This window comes from Streptomyces sp. NPDC048416 (assembly GCF_043200435.1).
Taxonomy (GTDB): Bacteria; Actinomycetota; Actinomycetes; order Streptomycetales; family Streptomycetaceae; genus Streptomyces.
This window is the reverse complement of sequence record NZ_JBICXU010000021.1, coordinates 27,307-45,959: the sequence shown is the minus strand read 5'-3', so window position 1 is coordinate 45,959 and position 18,653 is coordinate 27,307. Positions and strand designations below refer to the sequence as shown.

The 18,653-nt window shown below is 71.9% G+C and carries 16 protein-coding genes; 4 read left to right on the top strand and 12 right to left on the bottom strand.

The annotated features are described in order from the left end of the window. Positions 1-285 precede the first annotated feature (285 nt). The 6 genes from ACGFW5_RS24045 to ACGFW5_RS24020 all read right to left on the bottom strand — a co-directional run bounded on the left by ACGFW5_RS24045 (position 286) and on the right by ACGFW5_RS24020 (position 6,650). Positions 286-1,794, bottom strand: a complete 1,509-nt coding sequence (locus ACGFW5_RS24045; RefSeq protein ID WP_393836356.1) for a DoxX family membrane protein — start codon at positions 1,792-1,794, stop codon at positions 286-288. A gap of 75 nt (positions 1,795-1,869) precedes the next feature. Further along, positions 1,870-2,826 carry a 23S rRNA (guanosine(2251)-2'-O)-methyltransferase RlmB gene (rlmB, locus tag ACGFW5_RS24040; protein WP_393836355.1) on the bottom strand — a complete coding sequence of 319 codons (957 nt, stop codon included), beginning with the start codon at positions 2,824-2,826 and terminating at the stop codon, positions 1,870-1,872. A 105-nt stretch (positions 2,827-2,931) separates the two neighbouring features. Further along, positions 2,932-4,329: a cysteine--tRNA ligase gene (gene cysS / locus ACGFW5_RS24035; protein WP_393836354.1), complete on the bottom strand. Its 1,398-nt coding sequence runs from the start codon at positions 4,327-4,329 to the stop codon at positions 2,932-2,934. A gap of 307 nt (positions 4,330-4,636) precedes the next feature. Beyond that, on the bottom strand, positions 4,637-5,152 hold the full coding sequence (gene ispF, locus ACGFW5_RS24030; RefSeq protein WP_393836353.1) for a 2-C-methyl-D-erythritol 2,4-cyclodiphosphate synthase: 516 nt from the start codon (positions 5,150-5,152) through the stop codon (positions 4,637-4,639). Continuing rightward, entirely contained in the window at positions 5,142-5,891 is a 750-nt protein-coding gene (gene ispD, locus ACGFW5_RS24025) for a 2-C-methyl-D-erythritol 4-phosphate cytidylyltransferase (protein ID WP_393836352.1), read from the bottom strand. The genes ispF and ispD overlap by 11 nt, the downstream gene beginning before the upstream one ends. 276 nt (positions 5,892-6,167) lie before the next feature. Then, positions 6,168-6,650 (bottom strand): CarD family transcriptional regulator, encoded by a 483-nt coding sequence (locus ACGFW5_RS24020; RefSeq protein WP_355097881.1) that lies wholly within the window; start codon positions 6,648-6,650, stop codon positions 6,168-6,170. Positions 6,651-7,283: 633 nt separating this feature from the next. Between ACGFW5_RS24020 and ACGFW5_RS24015 the strand changes: the two genes are divergently transcribed. After that, positions 7,284-7,973, top strand: coding sequence for a DUF461 domain-containing protein (locus tag ACGFW5_RS24015; protein WP_393836351.1), 690 nt, complete (start codon positions 7,284-7,286; stop codon positions 7,971-7,973). 326 nt (positions 7,974-8,299) lie between these two features. Here ACGFW5_RS24015 and ACGFW5_RS24010 read toward each other — a convergent pair whose 3' ends face one another. Together ACGFW5_RS24010 and ACGFW5_RS24005 are read right to left on the bottom strand one after the other, a co-directional pair. Further along, entirely contained in the window at positions 8,300-8,980 is a 681-nt protein-coding gene (locus tag ACGFW5_RS24010) for a response regulator transcription factor (protein ID WP_267058550.1), read from the bottom strand. Further along, complete coding sequence (locus ACGFW5_RS24005) at positions 8,977-10,254, bottom strand: sensor histidine kinase (RefSeq protein WP_393836350.1); 1,278 nt, start codon at positions 10,252-10,254, stop codon at positions 8,977-8,979. The genes ACGFW5_RS24010 and ACGFW5_RS24005 overlap by 4 nt, the downstream gene beginning before the upstream one ends. A gap of 238 nt (positions 10,255-10,492) precedes the next feature. Here ACGFW5_RS24005 and phoU point away from each other — a divergent pair, with 238 nt between their 5' ends. Next, positions 10,493-11,170, top strand: a complete 678-nt coding sequence (phoU, locus tag ACGFW5_RS24000) for a phosphate signaling complex protein PhoU (protein WP_393836349.1) — start codon at positions 10,493-10,495, stop codon at positions 11,168-11,170. A gap of 533 nt (positions 11,171-11,703) precedes the next feature. On the opposite strand, the gene ACGFW5_RS23995 is transcribed toward phoU, so the two are convergent. Together ACGFW5_RS23995 and ACGFW5_RS23990 are read right to left on the bottom strand one after the other, a co-directional pair. Next, positions 11,704-12,126 (bottom strand): hypothetical protein, encoded by a 423-nt coding sequence (locus tag ACGFW5_RS23995; RefSeq protein WP_393836348.1) that lies wholly within the window; start codon positions 12,124-12,126, stop codon positions 11,704-11,706. 344 nt (positions 12,127-12,470) lie between these two features. Further along, complete coding sequence (locus ACGFW5_RS23990; RefSeq protein WP_389885586.1) at positions 12,471-13,232, bottom strand: phosphoglyceromutase; 762 nt, start codon at positions 13,230-13,232, stop codon at positions 12,471-12,473. A gap of 187 nt (positions 13,233-13,419) precedes the next feature. Between ACGFW5_RS23990 and ACGFW5_RS23985 the strand changes: the two genes are divergently transcribed. Beyond that, a complete protein-coding gene (locus ACGFW5_RS23985) occupies positions 13,420-14,823 on the top strand; it encodes an MFS transporter (RefSeq protein WP_393836347.1) in 1,404 nt (467 codons plus the stop codon). A 13-nt stretch (positions 14,824-14,836) separates the two neighbouring features. Here ACGFW5_RS23985 and ACGFW5_RS23980 read toward each other — a convergent pair whose 3' ends face one another. Beyond that, complete coding sequence (locus ACGFW5_RS23980) at positions 14,837-15,328, bottom strand: YbjN domain-containing protein (RefSeq protein ID WP_393836346.1); 492 nt, start codon at positions 15,326-15,328, stop codon at positions 14,837-14,839. 37 nt (positions 15,329-15,365) lie between these two features. After that, entirely contained in the window at positions 15,366-16,709 is a 1,344-nt protein-coding gene (mshA, locus tag ACGFW5_RS23975) for a D-inositol-3-phosphate glycosyltransferase (protein WP_393836345.1), read from the bottom strand. 547 nt (positions 16,710-17,256) lie between these two features. On the opposite strand from mshA, the gene ACGFW5_RS23970 reads away from it, so the two are divergent. Next, positions 17,257-18,054 carry a class I SAM-dependent methyltransferase gene (locus ACGFW5_RS23970; protein WP_393836344.1) on the top strand — a complete coding sequence of 266 codons (798 nt, stop codon included), beginning with the start codon at positions 17,257-17,259 and terminating at the stop codon, positions 18,052-18,054. Positions 18,055-18,653: the final 599 nt, after the last annotated feature.

Sequence of the window (18,653 nt, the reverse complement as noted above, 5' to 3'; positions counted from 1 at the left end):
TGAGGATGCCTCGACAGGCCACCCTGCCAGGGAAAGCCCACCCAGGGGCGCGGGGAACTGCGCGCGACGCGAGCACGGTCCGCAGGCAAAGGCCGGGTCGCCTGGGGCTCCGCCCCGACCCCCTTCACACGGTCCGCAGCCAAAGGCCGGGTCGCCTGGGGCTCCGCCCCACACCCCCTTAGCCCGGTCCGCAGCCGAAGGCGGGACTCGTCGGGTGGGCGCCGCACGGTGAAGGGGGCCGGAATGTCCGGCCCCCTTGCCGGCGCTCCGAGCGGGCGCCGGGGGCTACCCCAGCAACCCCCCGATCGGGTTGCGGTTGCCGCGGCCGCCGCCACCGCCGCCGCCCGTCGAGCCCGAGCCGCCCGTGGAGCCCGTACCGCCCGACGACGTCGGACCCGCGCTCGTGGACGGCGGGGCCTTCGGGGTGGTGCGGTGGTGGGAGGGGGCCTGGCCGCCGGTGCCCGCGGAATGGCTCGGCTGACCGGTGGTGCCCGCCGTCACGGTCTGGTGGGCCTTCGGCTTCTTCGACGCCTTCGCGGACGGGCTCCCCGAAACCTTCGCCTTGGCCGAGGGCTTGACCGGCGCCCTGGGAGTCGTACGGGGCGCGAGCGCCGGCCCCGTCTCGCTCGGCAGCGGGGTGCCGGGCAGGTAGTTGGTCGGGTCGTCGTCGGGGCCCGGCACCGTCACCACGGTGGTCGAGCGGACCGCGCCGCCGAGCAGCGCCCCGGTGGTCAGGGTGAGGCCGACGACGACGGTCGTCATGACCAGGCCGCGCCGCAGCACCCGCCGCCGCAGTTCCCACAGTTCGGAGCGCGGACCCAGCTTGCGCCAGGCCTCGCCGGCGAGCCGCGCGTCCAGGGAGTACACCGGGGCACCCGCGATGATCAGCGGGGACCAGGCGGCGAGGTAGATGATGTCGGGCGCGTCGTTCGCCCGCACCGTCTGCCAGCTCACCGTCACCAGGAGGGCCGCCGACAGCACCGCGCCGAACACGGCGGCGACCCGCTGCCACAGGCCGAGCATCGTCAGTACGCCGACGACGACTTGCAGGAAGGCGACGGAGAGCCCGGCGCCCACCGGGTGCGAGAGGGCGAAGTCGCGCAGGGGCTCGGCGAGCGCCCAAGGGTGCAGCGAATTCAGCCACTTGACCATCGAGCCGCGTTCGCCGCCGTCGAAGTACACGGGGTCGCACAGCTTGCCCATGCCCGCGTACACGGAGATGAAGCCGAGGAAGACGCGCAGCGGGAGCAGCACGACACCGAGGTTCATCCGGCGGCCCGGATAGTAGGCGTGCCGGACCGGGTCGGCGCCGCGCCGCTTGGCGGGCGAGCCGTCGTCCGGATCGTCGTCGAGCTCGTCGAATTGCTCGAACTCGCTCTGCACGGGCAGGCGTTGGCCGTACGGAGTGCGCATCTGCGGGAGCAGCGCGGTCTCCGGCCCCGTGCCGGATCCCGGCAGCAGCGGCGTCGGCCTCGTGTCGTCGACGGAGACGCGCGGAATGGTCTGCGTCGCGCCGGTGTCGTAACCGTCGCCGGCGCCGCCGACCGAGGTGGCGCGCACCGCCTTGAGCAGTCCGCTCGCCCCCGGCGCCGATTTCCCGCTCCACACCACGGGCGCCCTGCGGCGCACCGCGGTGCTCGAAATGATGGGCTTCGGCAGCGACTTGGGCGCAAGCTGCACCCGGAAACTCGCGTGGTTGACGATGACCTGCGCGGGGTCGCAGTCCACCTTGGCCATGCTCAGGGCAGGCTGGTCGTCGAACCCGGGCCGGGGCGTTCTGGTGTCCACACTCATCTAACCGAGTGATGGGTGTTTAGGACACTGCTTGACGGGCCCGAATCTGTCCGAGACCCGTCAAGATCACCCAGCTCAGGCGCGTCGGCGGGCCGCCTCGTAGAGGACGATGCCCGCCGCGACACCGGCGTTCAGGGACTCGGCGCCACCCGGCATCGAGATCCGCACGCGATAGTCGCAGGTCTCGCCGACGAGCCGGCCAAGTCCCTTGCCCTCGCTGCCGATCACGATGACGACGGGTCCTGCGATCTGGTCAAGCTCCTCGACCGTGTGCTCACCGTCCGCGGCGAGGCCGACGATCGTGAGCCCTTCCTTCTTGTACGCCTCCAGGGCGCGCGTCAGGTTGGTGACGCGCGAGACCGGCGTACGGGCGGCGGTGCCCGCCGACGACTTCCAGGCGCCCGCCGTCATGCCGGCCGCGCGCCGCTCGGGCACGACCACGCCGTGGCCGCCGAAGGCCGAGGTGGAGCGCACGATGGCGCCGAGGTTGCGCGGGTCGGTCACCCCGTCAAGGGCGACGATCAGCGGGTCCTCGCCGTTGTCGTACGCGGCGGCGGTCAGGTCCTGCGGGTCCGCGTACTCGTACGGCGGGACCTGGAGGACCAGGCCCTGGTGGTTGAGCCCGTTGGTCATGCGGTCGAGCTCGGCGCGCGGGGCCTCCATCAGGTTGATGTTGCCGCGCTCGCCGGCGAGCTGAAGCGCCTCGCGCACCCGCTCGTCGTTGTCGATGTACTGCTGGACGTAGAGCGTGGTCGCCGGCACGCCGTCGCGCAGTGCCTCGAAGACCGGGTTGCGGCCCACGACCATCTCCGACGCGCCCTTGGCGCCGCCGCGCCGGGGCGCGGGGCGACGCGTCGCGGCCTGCTTGGCCTTGGCGGTCGCGATGCGGTTCTTCTTGTGCTTCTTGCGGGCCTCGGCGGGCGGGGTGGGGCCCTTGCCCTCAAGCCCACGGCGCCGCTGGCCACCGCTGCCGACCGTCGCGCCCTTCTTGTTGGACGTGCGGCGGTTCCTGCGCTGGCTGTTCCCGGCCATGACCTACCTATTTCTGTGGATCCGCGATCCACATGCGCATGCAGATCGTGTACGTACGTATATGAAGTGTGCCGCCCGATCGCCCGGGCGGCACATTGCGAGGGCTCAGCGCGGGCCGAGGGTCCAGCGGGGGCCGCTGGGGCTGTCCTCGATGACCAGGCCGGACTGGGTCAGCTGGTCGCGGATCGCGTCCGCGGTCGCCCAGTCCTTGCGGGACCTGGCGGCCTCGCGCTGCTCAAGGACGAGGCGTACGAGGGTGTCGACGGCCCCGTGCAGGTCGTCGCCCCGGTCGCTCTCCTCGGCCCACCGCGGGTCCATCGGGTCGAGGCCGAGCACGCCGAGCATGGCGCGCACCTCGGCCAGGCGCTCGGTCGCCGCGTCCTTGTCGTCGGCGGCGAGCGCGCTGTTGCCCTGGCGGACGGTGGTGTGGATGATCGCGAGCGCCCCGGGGACGCCCAGGTCGTCGTCCATCGCCTCGGCGAAGGCCGGCGGCACCTGGGCCGCGGGCTCGACGACGCCCCCCGCCTTCTCGACGACCCGCTGCATGAAGCCCTCGATCCGCGCGAACGCGGACTCCGCCTCGCGCAGGGCCTCCTCGCTGTACTCGATCATCGAGCGGTAGTGCGGGGTGCCCAGGTAGTAGCGCAGCACGATCGGACGCCACTGCTTGACCATCTCGGACACGAGGACCGAGTTGCCCAGCGACTTGGACATCTTCTCGCCGGACAGCGTGACCCAGGCGTTGTGCAGCCAGTACCGCGCGAACTCGTCGCCGAAGGCCTGCGCCTGGGCGATCTCGTTCTCGTGGTGCGGGAAGATCAGGTCGAGGCCGCCGCCGTGGATGTCGAAGGCGCTGCCCAGGTACTTGTGGGCCATCGCCGAGCACTCCAGGTGCCAGCCGGGCCGGCCGCGCCCCCACGGGGTCTCCCAGTCCGGCTCGCCGGGCTTGGACGCCTTCCACATGGCGAAGTCGCGCGGGTCGCGCTTGCCTGCGGCGCCCTCGTCGGGCTGGCGCAGGTCGTCGATGTCCTGGTTGGAGAGCTGGAGATAGCCGGGGAAGGACCGTACGTCGAAGTAGACGCTGCCGTCCGCCTCGTAGGCGTGGCCACGCTCGATGAGGCCGCGCATCATCTCGATCATCTCGGTGATGTGGCCGGTGGCACGCGGCTCGTAGGTGGGCGGCAGGCAGCCGAGCGCGCTGTAGCCGTCGTTGAAGGCGCGCTCGTTGTCGTACCCGATCGACCACCAGGGGCGGCCCTGCTCGGCGGCCTTCTTGATGATCTTGTCGTCGATGTCGGTGACATTGCGGATGAACGTCACGTCGTAGCCGCGGTACTCCAGCCAGCGGCGCAGGATGTCGAAGTTGAGACCCGAGCGGATGTGGCCGATGTGCGGGGCCGCCTGGACGGTGGCGCCACAGAGGTAGATCGAGACACAACCCTGCGTGAGCGGGACGAAGTCACGAATCTGCCGGGCGCTGGTGTCGTACAGGCGAATGGTCACCCCACCAGGGTAGTGGCCCGATACCAGTGCCCCGCGACCCTTTACGGACCTTGGGCACACAATTTGGCGGCCATCGTGTGCCGGATCCGCCGGACGATCTTCCACCGGTGCCGCGGACGATCATGGACGGGGGTTCGGCGGGGTCCGCCCGGCGGGCCGCGCGGGTACGGGGGGGCTACCGCGTGCGGTTCACCAGCGCCGTACCCGGGGTCCGTCCGGCAGGCCCCGCCCGTACGGAGGGCTACCGCGTGCAGTTCACCAGCGCCGTACCCGGGGTCCGTCCGGCAGGCCCCGCCCGTACGGAGGGCTACCGCGTGCGGTACACCAGCGCCGTGGCGATCGCCGCCAGTCCCTCGGCGCGGCCGGTCAGGCCGAGGCCGTCGGTGGTGGTCCCGGACACCGCCACCGGGGCGCCGGCCGCCGCCGACAGCGCGGCGCGCGCCTCGTCGCGCCGCTTGCCGATCTTCGGGCGTACGCCGATGACCTGCACCGCGATGTTCCCGATCTCGAAACCCTCGGCCCGCACGATCCGCGCGGCCTCGGCGAGCAGCGTCACGCCCGAGGCGCCGGACCACTGCGGGCGGTCCGTGCCGAAGTGCGCGCCGAGGTCGCCGACGCCGGCCGCCGAGAAGATCGCGTCGCAGGCGGCGTGGGCGGCGACATCGCCGTCGGAGTGCCCGGCGAGGCCGTACTCCGCGTCACCGGGGCCGTCCCACAGCAGCCCGGCGCACCACAGTTCCCGTCCCCGCTCGAAGGCGTGGACGTCGGTGCCGATGCCCACGAGCGGGATGACGGGTGCGGGGGCGGCATGCTCAGAAGCCATCGTTGGCCCTTCGTCGTGCGAGTACGGCCTCGGCCAGGACGAGGTCGAGCGGCCGGGTCACCTTGAACGCCTCTTCGTGCCCGGGCACCACCACGACGGTCAGACCCAGCTGCTCGATCATGCTCGCGTCGTCGGTGACGTTGTCAGTGACCGTCTCGTGGGCGCGTACGAGCGTGTCGTGGTCGAAGCCCTGCGGCGTCTGCACCGCGCGCAGGCGGGCCCGTTCGGGGGTGGCGACGACCGGTTCGGGCGAGCCGTCCTCGCTCGGCTCGACCTGCTTGACGGTGTCGGCGAGCGGGAGCGCGGGCACCACGGCGGGCGCTCCGTCGCGTACCGCCTCGATCACCGCGTCGACGGTGTCGACGGGGACCAGCGGGCGGGCCGCGTCATGGACCAGCACGGCGTCGAAGCCGGGCGGCAGCGCGTCAAGGCCGAGCTTCACGGATTCCTGGCGGGTCTCGCCGCCGGGCACCACGAGGACGTCCGTGCCATGGGGCGGGCCCTGCGGCAGGGCGTGCTCGGCGAGGAGGTTCTTCACCTCGGTGGCGCCGTCCGGCGGAGCCACCACGACGACGAGGGAGACGGCGCGGGAGGCGGCCATCGCCCGGACGGCGTGGATCAGCATGGGGGTGCCGCTCAGCGTGCGGAGCGCCTTGGGGGCGCCCGGGCCGAGCCGCACACCGCGCCCGGCCGCCGGAACCACCGCGGCCGTGCGGAAAAGACGCGATTCGTCTGACAAGGTTTGTGTCCTCAAACGACGTGGGTATGGCCTGGGGGTACCCCCCGCTTCCGGAGCGGGGGCGTGCCGGGCGCTCCGCCCCGACCGGCCCTTCCGTGACGACTGGTCAGGCAGCCGCCCGAGCCCGGCGCACACAGTGCGGGCACATAGAGTGCGGGCGTTTCGGCAGGGGATACGAACATGCCGCAGCGCCCGGCGACACAGCAATTGTCATTGCTGGTCAGCGGGCACCGCGGCAATGCCGGTATTCCGGGGCGGGCCCCGGAACTGACGGCGTCAGGACGCGAGAACCTCGTCGAGAAGGGCCTCGGCCTTGTCTTCGTTGGTGTTCTCCGCGAGGGCCAGCTCGCTCACCAGGATCTGGCGCGCCTTGGCGAGCATGCGCTTCTCACCCGCGGACAGGCCGCGCTCGCGCTCACGACGCCACAGGTCACGCACCACTTCGGCGACCTTGATGACATCGCCGGAGGCGAGCTTCTCAAGGTTCGCCTTGTAACGACGGGACCAGTTCGTGGGCTCCTCCGCGTACGCTGCGCGCAGCACCTCGAAGACCCGGTCCAGCCCGTCCTGACCAACTACATCGCGAACACCGACGAACTCCGCATTGTCCGCGGGCACGCGCACAGTCAAGTCGCCCTGGGCGACCTTGAGCACCAAGTAGGTCTTGTCCACGCCTTTGATCTGGCGAGTTTCGATAGCCTCGATCAGCGCGGCCCCGTGATGGGGATAGACCACGGTGTCGCCAACCTTGAACGTCATGTGACAGGTACCCCTTCCGTGGCTATCCAGGGTAACACGGATACGGCTTCTTCTGAATGGCGTTTTCGCAGGTCAGGGCATATCTCGGGGCTTGACAACAGCGCCAGGAACGTGCTGCGGAGGGCTTGCGGAAGGCGGTATTCGCAGGTCGGAGCAGCTGCGAAGGAGCTGCGAAACGCCTGTGTCACCCACCCCCGAGCGGGGCCCGAAGGGGCTGAACGTCCCGGTTTGCCGGGTTCCGGACGGTGAACTTCATCTACTCCGTTCGGCGCTCGTTCACCCGTTCGGCCGACCGGCATTCATTCCGGGAATTGATCAACGAACGGGCCGGGTCGCGCTCTCGGGGATTTTCGGTAAGGAATGTGTGGCGGCACGGGAAATTGATCACCCGGCTATGGGAACGGCGTACGAAAGAACGCGCGGGGCGAGCGATCCGCGGAACGGACGGCGCACGTGATCCACTCGACTTCGCCGGGCCCGTCGTCCGTAGGGGCGGGTCGGGTGCGGGGCGCGTCGGACGGCTCGGTAATCTAGGCCCGCTGACACACCCTTAGCCGGCCCTCAGGCATGCGGCCGGCTGACCCGTAGCCCCGTCCGAAGCCCGTCTCGTACGTCCAAGGAGTTGCCGCCGCCGTGAGCCGCAGCCTTCGACGCGGCGCCCTCGCCGCTTCTGCCATCGCGTTCTCGCTCGCTTCCCTCTCCGCCTGCGCGGCGGGCAACGGAGCTCAGACGCTCGGAGTCAAGGCGGACAACGCCTACACCACCGTCGGCGACATCAAGGTCCAGGGTGCGACGGTCGTGACGCAGCCGAAGCCCGACGCCGAGGGCCTCGCCGTCGTCGCGGCGACGGTGTTCAACAACGGCAAGGACCCGCAGACCCTGGACTCCGTCCAGGTCGGCAGCGCCACCGTCAAGCTCTCCCCCGCCAAGGGCACGGGCCCCGTCACCGTCCCGGCGCACGGCTCGGTCGTGCTCGGCGGCCAGGGCAACGCCTCCGCGGTCATCGCCAACGGCCGCGAGGCCGCCAAGAACGGTGACGCCCAGAAGGTCACCTTCCAGTTCAGCCAGACCGGTGCGGTGAGCCTCGGCGCCTTCGTCGTCCCGGCCACCAGCTACTTCGAGGGCGTCGGCCCCAGCGAGCTCCCGAAGCCGAAGGCCACGCCGTCGGGCAACGCCACCCCCTCGGGCAACGCCACGCCGTCCGGCGGCGCCACGCCGTCCGGCGGCGCCACGCCGTCCGGCTCGACCGCCCCGAACACCGCGGGCGGCAGCGGCAAGCCCGCGGGCGGCGCGGCGTCGCACACCGCGACGACCGGCCACTGACGCCGACCGCCGTCACGACAGCAGGCTGACGCCCGACCGCCGGTCACGCACAGCACGCTGACGTCGACCGCCGTCACACACAGCACGCGAAGGGCGCCCCACCGGCCGGTGGGGCGCCCTTCGCACATCCAGGGAGTGGGCTTCGACGCGCGGTCCACGGGCGGCTCCCCGACGCACATCCGTGAGCAGGTCTCGACGCGCCGTCAGTGAGCGGGTCCCGACGCGCGCCGTGCCCGCCCCACGACTCGACCCCGCGGGCGTCGTCGGCGCTCGGCGCGGCTCTGCGCGCACGCGCCCGCCGCAGGCGCGCACGCGCCCGTCGCGGCCTACGGCTCGAACTTGTAGCCGAGGCCGCGCACCGTCACCAGGTACCTCGGCGCGCCCGGGTCCGGCTCGATCTTGGCGCGCAGGCGCTTCACATGCACGTCCAGGGTCTTGGTGTCGCCGACGTAGTCCGCGCCCCACACCCGGTCGATGAGCTGCATACGCGTCAGCACCCGGCCCGCGTTGCGCAGCAGCATCTCCAGGAGGTCGAACTCCTTCAGCGGGAGGTCGACCTTCGCGCCCGAGACGGTGACCACGTGCCGGTCGACGTCCATGCGGACAAGGCCGGCCTCAAGGGCGGCCGGGGTGACCTCCTCCGGCTCGCCCCGGCGGCGCAGCACGGCGCGGATGCGGGCGACCAGCTCGCGCGAGGAGAACGGCTTGGTGACGTAGTCGTCGGCCCCTATCTCCAGGCCCACGACCTTGTCGATCTCGCTGTCCTTGGCGGTCACCATGATGACCGGCACGTTGGAGCGGCCGCGCAGCTGACGGCAGACCTCGGTGCCGGGCAGTCCCGGCAGCATCAGGTCGAGCAGCACGAGGTCGGCGCCGTTGCGCTCGAACTCGTCCAGGCCGTCGGGTCCGGTGGCCGCCACCGCGACCTCGAAGCCCTCCTTGCGGAGCATGTAGGACAGGGCGTCGCTGAAGGATTCCTCATCCTCGACGACGAGCACTCGGGTCACGGAAGGACCTCCGGGGCGGGGACTATGGCTTGGGAAACAGGCACAGCGGAACTGAAGGTCTCGTACGGAACGTCGTCGTCCTCGTCGACCGTGACCGGGCCGCGCCCCGAGGCGCGGTCCCGTACGGCGCCGGCTTCCGGCAGCCGCAGGGTGAAGGTGGAGCCCTGGCCCTCGGAGCTCCACACCGTGACCTCCCCGCCGTGCGAGGCGGCCACATGCTTGACGATGGCGAGCCCAAGGCCGGTGCCCCCGGTGGCGCGGGAGCGGGCCGGGTCCACCCGGTAGAAGCGCTCGAAGACGCGCTCGCGGTCCTTCTCGGAGATCCCTATGCCCTGGTCGGTCACGGCGATCTCGATCAAGTCACCGCCGGGCGCGGAGATGCGCCGTCCGGCGATGCCGACCCGCGTCCTGGCCGGCGAGTAGTTCACGGCGTTCTCGACGAGGTTGCCGAGCGCCGCCGCGAGCTGGCCGCGGTTGCCCCACACGTACAGATCGGCGGTGCCGCCCGCGGCCATGGTGATCTGCTTGGTGGACGCGGGGTGGCGGGAGCGGTCCATGGCCTCGTCGACGAGCTCGTCGACGAGGACCGGCTCGGCGTCCTCCAGCGGGTCGTCGTTCTGGACCCGGGAGAGGTCGATGAGCTCCTGGACGAGATTGGTGAGCCGGGTCGCCTCGATCTGCATCCGGCCGGCGAAGCGGGTGACCGCCTCGGGGTCGTCCGATGCGTCCATGACGGCCTCGGAGAGCAGGGAGAGCGCCCCGGTCGGGGTCTTGAGCTCATGGCTGACGTTGGCCACGAAGTCACGCCGTACGGCTTCGATGCGGCGGGCTTCCGTCAGGTCCTCGACCAGCAGCAGGACGAGCCGGGAGCCGAGCGGTGCGACGCGCGCCGAGACGGCAAGGGCCTCACCCCGGCCGGTGCCGCGCCGGGGGAGGTCTAGCTCGACCTGCCGTATCTCGCCGTCGCGGCGGGTGTCGCGCGCCATGTGCAGCATGGCGTCGACGGCCAGCTTGCCGCCCCTGACCAGGCCGAGCGCGTACGCCGCGGAGCTGGCCTTGACCACCGAGTCGCTCTCGTCGAGCACGACCGCCGATGAGCGCAGTACGGAGAGGACGGTGTCCACGCCCGGGGGCAGGACCGCGTCCGTGTGCAGGGACGACCGGGTGGGCCGCGCCTGATCCCGCTCGCTCCAGCGGAACGCCAGCATGGCGATGACGCCGGTGCACACCCCGGCGATCGCTGCCAATGCGGCGACCGCCGCGTTCACGTCCATGCACCCAGGTTATGCGGCACCACTGACACTCTCCCAGCCAAAAGAGTGCCTGCTCGAACGTTCGTCGCCCAGAGTTCACCGAGGTGACGGGGACGGTTCACTTCCTGTGGCCGAACCGGACGCGTGCGCGACGGAACGTGGGAGCGTGGGGGTGCGAGCCCCCCGGACGGCACCCGGGCCCCGATCCGCCCAGAGCGATTCGCCCAGCGCCCGGTTCGTATGTGAGGAGAGGGACACCATGCGTGACGCGTACCACGAGGAACTTGACTCGATCGGCGAGGGCCTGGTCGAGATGGCCCGTCTCGTCGGGTCGGCGATCGGGCGCGCCACCACGGCCATGCTCGACGCCGACCTCAAGCTCGCCGAGAACGTGATCGCCGCCGACCAGAAGGTGGACGACCTCCAGCACGATCTGGAGGCCCGCGCCATCGCCCTGCTGGCCCGCCAGCAGCCGGTCGCCACCGACCTGCGCATCGTCGTCACCTCGCTGCGCATGAGCGCCGACCTGGAGCGCTCGGGCGACCTCGCGCAGCACGTGGCCAAGCTGACGCGGCTGCGCTACCCCGAGCGCGCCGTACCGAACGACCTGCACGCCACCATCCTGGAGATGGGCCAGCTCGCCCAGCGCCTGATGGCGAAGGCCGCCGAGGTCATCATCACCAAGGACGTCGACCTGGCCCTCCAACTGGAGCAGGACGACGACGAGATGGACCTGCTGCACCGCACACTGTTCCAGCACCTGATGGACGACCGCTGGAAGCACGGCATCGAGACGGCGGTGGACGTCACGCTGCTCGGCCGCTACTACGAGCGCTACGCGGACCACGCCGTGTCCGTCGCCAAGCGCGTCGTCTACCTGGTCACCGGCGAACACGCCGACGAGCTCCAGGCACCCGCTCAGGCCGAGGGGGCCTGACGGCGGGCTCACGGGGCCCTGATCGGAGGGCCTGACGGCGGGTCGACGCAGGGGCCTGACGGCGGGCCACCGGCGCGACCGTACGGTGCGGGTGGTGCGCCGTCCCAACAGGCCTGCGCGCATGCGCCGTTGATGCGCCCGTCCCCGTGGGCATGCAATGGGCGAAGGCTCGCTGTGTCTGCCTACCCCGGGAGGGACCCATGTCCGATTCACCCACGACCGAACCTCGGCAGGACGCACCCGTCACACCCGTCGAAGTGACCCGACTGCCGCTCGTCGGCGCGTGCGGCTGCGGTTCGAGCTGCGGCTGCGGCTGCCAGTCGGGAGCACCCTGCCAGTGCGGCGGCTGCTCCGGCTGACCCCGCCGTTCCCAGCACGAGAGGGGCCCCGCCGACCGCGGCGGGGCCCCTTCCCCGTGTGCCGGGCGCACTCGGACGGGGCTCAGGACGACGGGCACCCGGGGGCAGCGGCCACCCGGGCAACGGACGCCCAGGACCAACGGACGCCGAGGACCAACGGGCGCCCAGGGCGCGTCACTTGACCGTGACGGTGACCGTCGGCGAGGTGCCGTTGTCCGCCTTGACGCGGAGTTCCTGCTTGCCCTTGTCGTTGAGCTTGGCGTCGAAGGTGTAGCTGCTGCCCTTCTTGACGGTGGTGCCGGCATGCAGGGTCGTCCACTTGCTGCCCTGCTTGTGCTGGAGCACCAGCTTGCTGCCTATGGGCATGCCCTTGGTGCGGCCCGTGAACGTCACCTTGTCACCGGCCTTGACCGAACCGGGCGTGGCCTTCACGGTGATGGATCCAGCCGCCTTGGTCGCGGACACGGACGGGCTGGGCTTGGCACTGTCGGTAGCGGCCGAGGCGAACGTACCGGCGGCTCCGGCGCTCAGCAGCGCGGCGGACAACGCCCCGGCCGCGAGCGTCCGGGCACAACGGCTGCGCAGAGTGGATTTCACGTCGAACTCCCGTCTTGGCGGATCCCCGTACGACATGCGGTTCGCCGGGGGTGACACGCGGCTCGCCGGGCGAGACGGAAGGGGTGGGGCTCGCCTCGGGCGAAATGCGCGTTTCGAGGCTATCCACGGGACACCGGGACGGCGACCGGAGAGGGGTCGGGCGGCTACGGGGAGTAACGCAGAACCCCCCGCCCCGCGGCACGACCGCGGGCGGGGGGTTCTGGAGCGACTCGGGGCTCGGAGCGGCTTGGGGCTCGGAGCGGCCTGGGGCTCGGAGCCACCACCGGGGGCTCGGAGCGACCGGGGGGCTCGGAGCAACCGGGGGGGGGCTCGGAGCGACCGGGCTACTTCTTCTTGCCCTGATTCTTCACGGCCTCGATCGCCGCGGCGGCCGCGTCGGGGTCCAGGTAGGTGCCGCCCGGCTTGACCGGCTTGAAGTCGGCGTCCAGTTCGTACACGAGCGGGATGCCGGTCGGGATGTTCAGGCCCGCGATGTCGGCGTCGGAGATGCCGTCGAGGTGCTTGACCAGGGCGCGCAGCGAGTTGCCGTGCGCGGCGACCAGGACGGTGCGGCCCGCGAGCAGGTCCGGGACGATGCCGTCGTACCAGTACGGAAGCATGCGGACGACGACGTCCTTCAGGCACTCGGTCCGCGGGCGCAGCTCCGGCGGGATCGTCGCGTAGCGGGCGTCGTCGCTCTGCGAGAACTCCGTGCCGTCCTCAAGGGCGGGCGGCGGGGTGTCGTACGAGCGGCGCCACAGCATGAACTGCTCCTCGCCGAACTCGGCGAGCGTCTGCGCCTTGTCCTTGCCCTGGAGCGCGCCGTAGTGCCGCTCGTTCAGGCGCCAGCTGCGGTGCACCGGGATCCAGTGGCGGTCCGCGGACTCCAGCGCGAGCTGGGCGGTGCGGATGGCGCGCTTCTGGAGGGAGGTGTGCAGCACGTCGGGGAGCAGGCCGGCGTCCTTGAGCAGCTCACCGCCGCGCGCCGCCTCCTTCTCGCCCTTCGGCGTGAGGTTGACGTCCACCCACCCGGTGAACAGGTTCTTCTCGTTCCACTCGCTCTCGCCGTGGCGGAGCAGGATCAGCTTGTACGGTGCGTCGGCCATGCGTCCGAGCCTAATCGACGTTCCGGCGCCGTCGCGCGCACGGGGAGCGAGCTGCCGGTGCCGTCTCGATTGACGGACGCCGTCAATTCGGTGGCTCCCGGATGCCGCCCACTTGTAACGTGCGTCCGTCTGAAACACCGCTTACACGGCACGCGGATCCGAGTGCCACAGTCCCGGGGGAAGCCGCATGTCAGTCGCCAGTCTGAGACTCGCCGCACGAGAATCCGTCGCCGGGCTTCCCCGGGCGTTCTGGTGGCTGTGGACCAGCACCCTGATCAACCGCCTCGGGGCGTTCGTCGCCACCTTCATGGCGCTCTACCTCACCCTCGACCGGGGGTACTCGGCCTCGTACGCGGGACTCGTGGCCTCGCTGCACGGGCTCGGCGGCGTCGTGTCGTCCATCGGCGCGGGCATCATGACCGACCGGCTCGGCCGCCGCCCCACCCTCGTCATCGCCCAGACCTCGACGGCCTTCGCGGTCGCCCTGCTCGGCTTCATGACGGACCCGGTCGCGATCGCGGGCGTCGCCTTCCTCGTCGGCATGGCGAGCAACGCCTCGCGGCCCGCCGTGCAGGCGATGATGGCCGACATCGTGAAGCCCGAGGACCGCGTCCGCGCGTTCTCTCTCAACTACTGGGCGATCAACCTGGGGTTCGCCGTCTCGTCGATGACGGCCGGTTTCATCGCGCAGTACAGCTATCTGGCCGGCTTCCTCGGCGAGGCCACGCTCACGCTGGTCTGCGCGGTCGTCGTCTTCCTCAAGCTGCCGGAGTCGCGCCCCGAGCGCACGGCCGAGGAGAAGGTGAGGCAGCCGGAGACCGGCATCGGCACGGTGCTGAGGGACGGCCGCTTCATGGGTGTGGTCGGCCTCTCCTTCCTCATCTCCCTTATTTTCCAGCAGGGTTACGTCGGCCTGCCGGTCGCGATGGGCACGGACGGGTTCTCCGCCGCCGACTTCGGTCTGGCCATCGCCGTCAACGGCGTCCTCATCGTGGCGGTGCAGATCCCTGTCACCCGCTACACCCAGCACCGCGACCCGCGCAAGCTGCTGATCGTCTCGGCGCTGCTCGCGGGTTACGGCTTCGGCCTCACGGCGTTCGCCGGCTCCGTCGCCGTGTACGCGCTGACGATCTGCGTCTGGACCCTGGCCGAGATCGTCAACGCCCCGACGCAGACCGGCCTGGTCGTCCGCCTCTCCCCCGTCCACGGCCGCGGTCGCTACCAGGGCGTCTACACGATGTCCTGGTCGGTGGCGGCGCTGGTCGCACCCCTGATGTCCGGCTACGTCATCGACCACTTCGGCGCGGGCTGGCTGTGGGGGGCGTGCGCGGTGCTGGGGACGGTGGCGGCGGTGGGGTACTGGGCACTGATGCGCGGCCTCACACCGGAACTCCCCGAGCCCACGCGGACGAAGGCCCCCTCGCCGACCACGCCGGCGACCCGTCCGGCCGCCCCGTCGACGACCCCCTTGGCGATCCCGTCGCCGGCGACCCCATCGGCGTCCCCCTTGGCCGTTCCCTCGGCGGCGACCCCGCAGGTGACCCCGTCGTCGGCGTTGTGCGGTGAATCTCGTACGGGGTCTGGAGTCTGACCGGCGGTGGGGGTCAGCCCTCCGCGCCGCGCGTCAGATGCCCGAACGCCTCAAGGTTGCGCGTCGACTCCCCGCGCGACACCCGCCACGCGTACTCCCGCCGGATGGCGGACGCGAACCCCATCTCCAGCAACGTGTTGAAGGATCCGTCCGCCTCCTCCAGGACGACGCCGAGCAGCCGGTCGAGCTCGTCCGGGGTGACGGAGCTCAGCGGGAGTTTGCCCGCCAGGTACACGTCGCCGAGCCGGTCGATCGCGTAACTCACCCCGTACAGACGGAGGTTGCGTTCGAGGAGCCAGCGGTGGACGGCGGGCTCGTTCTCGTCCGGGTGCCGCACGACGAAGGCGTTCACGGAGAGGGAGTGGCGGCCGACCCGCAGCGAGCAGGTCGTGGACAGTTTGCGCGTGCCCGGCAGCGTCACCACGTACGCGCCGGGCTCCGGGGACTCCCACGAGAGCTCCGCGTCCTTGAGGGCCGCTTCGATGACCTGCCGCACGTCAGCCATGCCGCGAGCCTACGCGAAGGGCCCGCCATGCGGCCGTTCACCCGTGATGCGACCGCACCCGCCGCCGGTGCTCCTGCATGGCCGCCATGTACACATCCGCCGTCGCCGACGCCGCCGTCCCCCACCCGAAGGACTGCGCGTGCCGGGCGGCCGCGTCGCCCATGCACCGCCCCAGCGCGGGGTCCTCCACGAAGCGGTGGAGCGCGGTGGCGTAGTCCTTCGGGTCGTGGCCCTGGACGAGGAACCCCGTCGAGCCGTCCCGTACCGCCACCGGAAGGCCGCCGACCGACGCCGCGACCACCGGCGTGCCGGCCGCCTGCGCCTCGATGGCGACGAGCCCGAACGATTCACTGTACGAGGGCATGACCAGGACGGACGCCGCCCGGAACCAGTCCGCCAGCCGGTCCTGGCCGACGGGCGGATTGAACCGTACGACGTCGGAGATGCCGAGCTTGGCCGCCAGTTTCTGCAACCCCTCCGGCTTGGAAAGGCCACTGCCGGAGGGCCCGCCGACGATCGGCACGATCATGCGTGAGCGCAGGGAGGGGTCGCGGTCCAGGAGTTCGGCCGCGGCCCGCAGAAGGATGTCCGGCGCCTTGAGCGGCTGTATCCGGCCCGCGAACACCGGGATGAACGCGTCCCGCGGCAGCCCGAGCCGGGCCCGCGCCGCCGTCCTGCCGTCCGCCGGGCGGAACCGGTCGAGGTTCACGCCCGGGTGGACGACGGCGACCTTGCCCGGGTCGGCCTCGTAGAAGCGGACCAGTTCGTCGGCCTCTTCGGAGGTGTTGGCGATCAGCCGGTCCGCCGCGTTCACGATCTGCGTCTCACCGATGACGCGCGCGGCGGGCTCGGGGGTGTCGCCCTCGGCGAGCGCGGCATTCTTGACCTTGGCCATGGTGTGCATGGCGTGGACGAGGGGCACCCCCCAGCGCTGGGCGGCGAGCCAGCCGACGTGCCCGGAGAGCCAGTAATGGGAGTGGACGAGGTCGTAGTAGCCGGGCCGGTGCCGCGCCCATGCCTGCATCACGCCGTGCGTGAAGGCACAGAGCTGGGCCGGCAGCTCCTCCTTGGCAAGGCCCTCGTACGGGCCCGCGTCAATGTGGCGGACCAGCACCCCGGGCGACATCTCCACGGCGGGCTCAAGGCCACCCGTGGTCGCCCGGGTGAAGATCTCGACCTCGATGTTGATCGCGGCGAGGCGCTTGGCCAGCTCGACGATGTACACGTTCATGCCGCCCGCGTCGCCCGTGCCCGGCTGGTGCAGCGGGGAGGTGTGCACGCTGAGCATGGCGACCCGGCGCGGCCTGCGGTGGCCGCCGGGCAGCCGGAGCCGCGGTGGCCCCGCCAGGGTGCCGGTGAACCGGGACACGTACTGGCTCACGTCGGGGCCCTCCTCGGCTCGGGGCACTGCCTTCGGACGCGGAGTGGGCATACGGGCACGCCCCTCCAAAGCCCCGAACACCGGAACCGGTCCTTTCATTTCCACTTTGCCAAATAGTTGCCGGACACGCGGCGCGGAGACGTAGGGGGCGATCGGGCGGCCCCGACGGGGCGGGGCTGCGAGCCCGGCGCCGACGGGGTGGGGCTGCGAGCGGCCGGCCCCGACGGGGTGGGGCTGCGAGCGGCCGGCCCCGACGGGGTGGGGCTGCGAGCGGCCGGCCCCGACGGGGTGGGGCTGCGAGCGGCCGACCAGCGAGGCGGACCCGCCGCCCGCCGCCCCCCGCCCGCCGCCCGCCACGCCTGACCGGACCCGGCACTGTGCTCCGCACCCCCTCCGGGCACCACGTCCGGCATCGCGTCCCGCCACCACGTCCGGGCACCACGCCGGGCATCGCGTCCCGGCACCGCGTCCCGGCACCGCGTCCCGGAGATGGATGGGGGGCCGGACCAGGACGGACCGGCGGCGGACCCGCGCCTACCCTCGTCCTATGGCTCCACCCGCCCCACCCGCGAAACGCCCCGTCGGCACCGTCACCCGCGGCACCACCAACCCGAACCGGCTGCGCCGCATGGACCGCTGGATCGCCGACGCGCACGGGGCGGCGCTGCGCCGCGCGGATACCCCCCTCGCCGTCGACCTCGGGTACGGGGCCGCGCCCTGGACCGCGGTGGAACTGCTCCAGCGGCTGCGCGCCGCCGCCCCCGCTGTCTCGGTGGTCGGCATCGAGATCGAGCCCGCCCGGGTCGCCGCGGCGAAGCCGTACGAGCGTGACGGCCTCACCTTCCGCCATGGCGGCTTCGAGGTGCCGCTGGCCCAGCCCCCGATGCTGATCCGCGCGGCGAACGTACTGCGCCAGTACGACGAGGCCGAGGTGGCCGCCGTCTGGGCCCGCCTCTGCGCGCGGCTCGCACCCGGCGGACTGCTCGTCGAGGGCACCTGCGACGAGATCGGGCGCCGCCACGTCTGGGTCGCGCTCGACCGCTCCGGTCCGCGCATGGTGACCTTCGCGACCCGGCTCGGCTCCTTGGAACGCCCCTCCGACCTGGCCGAACGGCTGCCGAAGGCGCTGATCCACCGCAACGTGCCGGGCGAGCCGGTGCACGCCTTCCTGCGCGACTTCGACCGGGCCTGGGCGGCGGCTGCCCCGTACGCCTCGCTCGGCGCGCGGCAGCGGTGGATCGCGTCCGTACGGGATCTGGCGGCCGACTGGCCCGTCGTCGACGGCGTACGGCGCTGGCGTCAGGGCGAGGTGACGGTGAACTGGGCTGCCCTGGCCCCTCGTTGAGGCCCGCCCCCATCCCCCGGCCGCGGCGCGCAGCCCTGTGTGAGTGAGCGCGATCCCACCCCCTGCGCGCCCGCCCACGACCCACCTCGTGACGTCGTACGGGTGAACTCCCTCGGCCAGGGGAACGTGCGGCGCGCTGGGTTCGTACGACGGGAGAGAGCACGGGATGCGTCCGCCGGCAGGGGGGGCGGGAGGCGCACCCGGGGAAGAGCAGGGGGTTGTGGGGTGGGGACATCCAAAGGGGCGAAGGGGAACGCGACGGCCCGGACGGAGGATGCACGGGAGGCGACGGCCCGGGCGGGGGACGGGCGGGGACGCGCCGGCCCGGACGGAGGGTGCACGGGACGCGCCGGCCCGGGCGGGGGACGGGCGGGGAGCACGCCGCAGAACGCGGGGGAAACACGGAGGAACGTGCCCCCGCCGGTGCCCTCGTGCCCCTGTCGTTTTGACGGACGGCGTGGCAGCATCGCCGACACCGCCGCTATGTTACTGACGGTAAATCACATTCGGGCGTCGGGTGGGGGGCCCGGATGGGCTGGAGGGGGAGTTCACAGTGCCGAAGCAGCGCCGCTTGGCGGCCGCGATCACCTTGGTGTGTG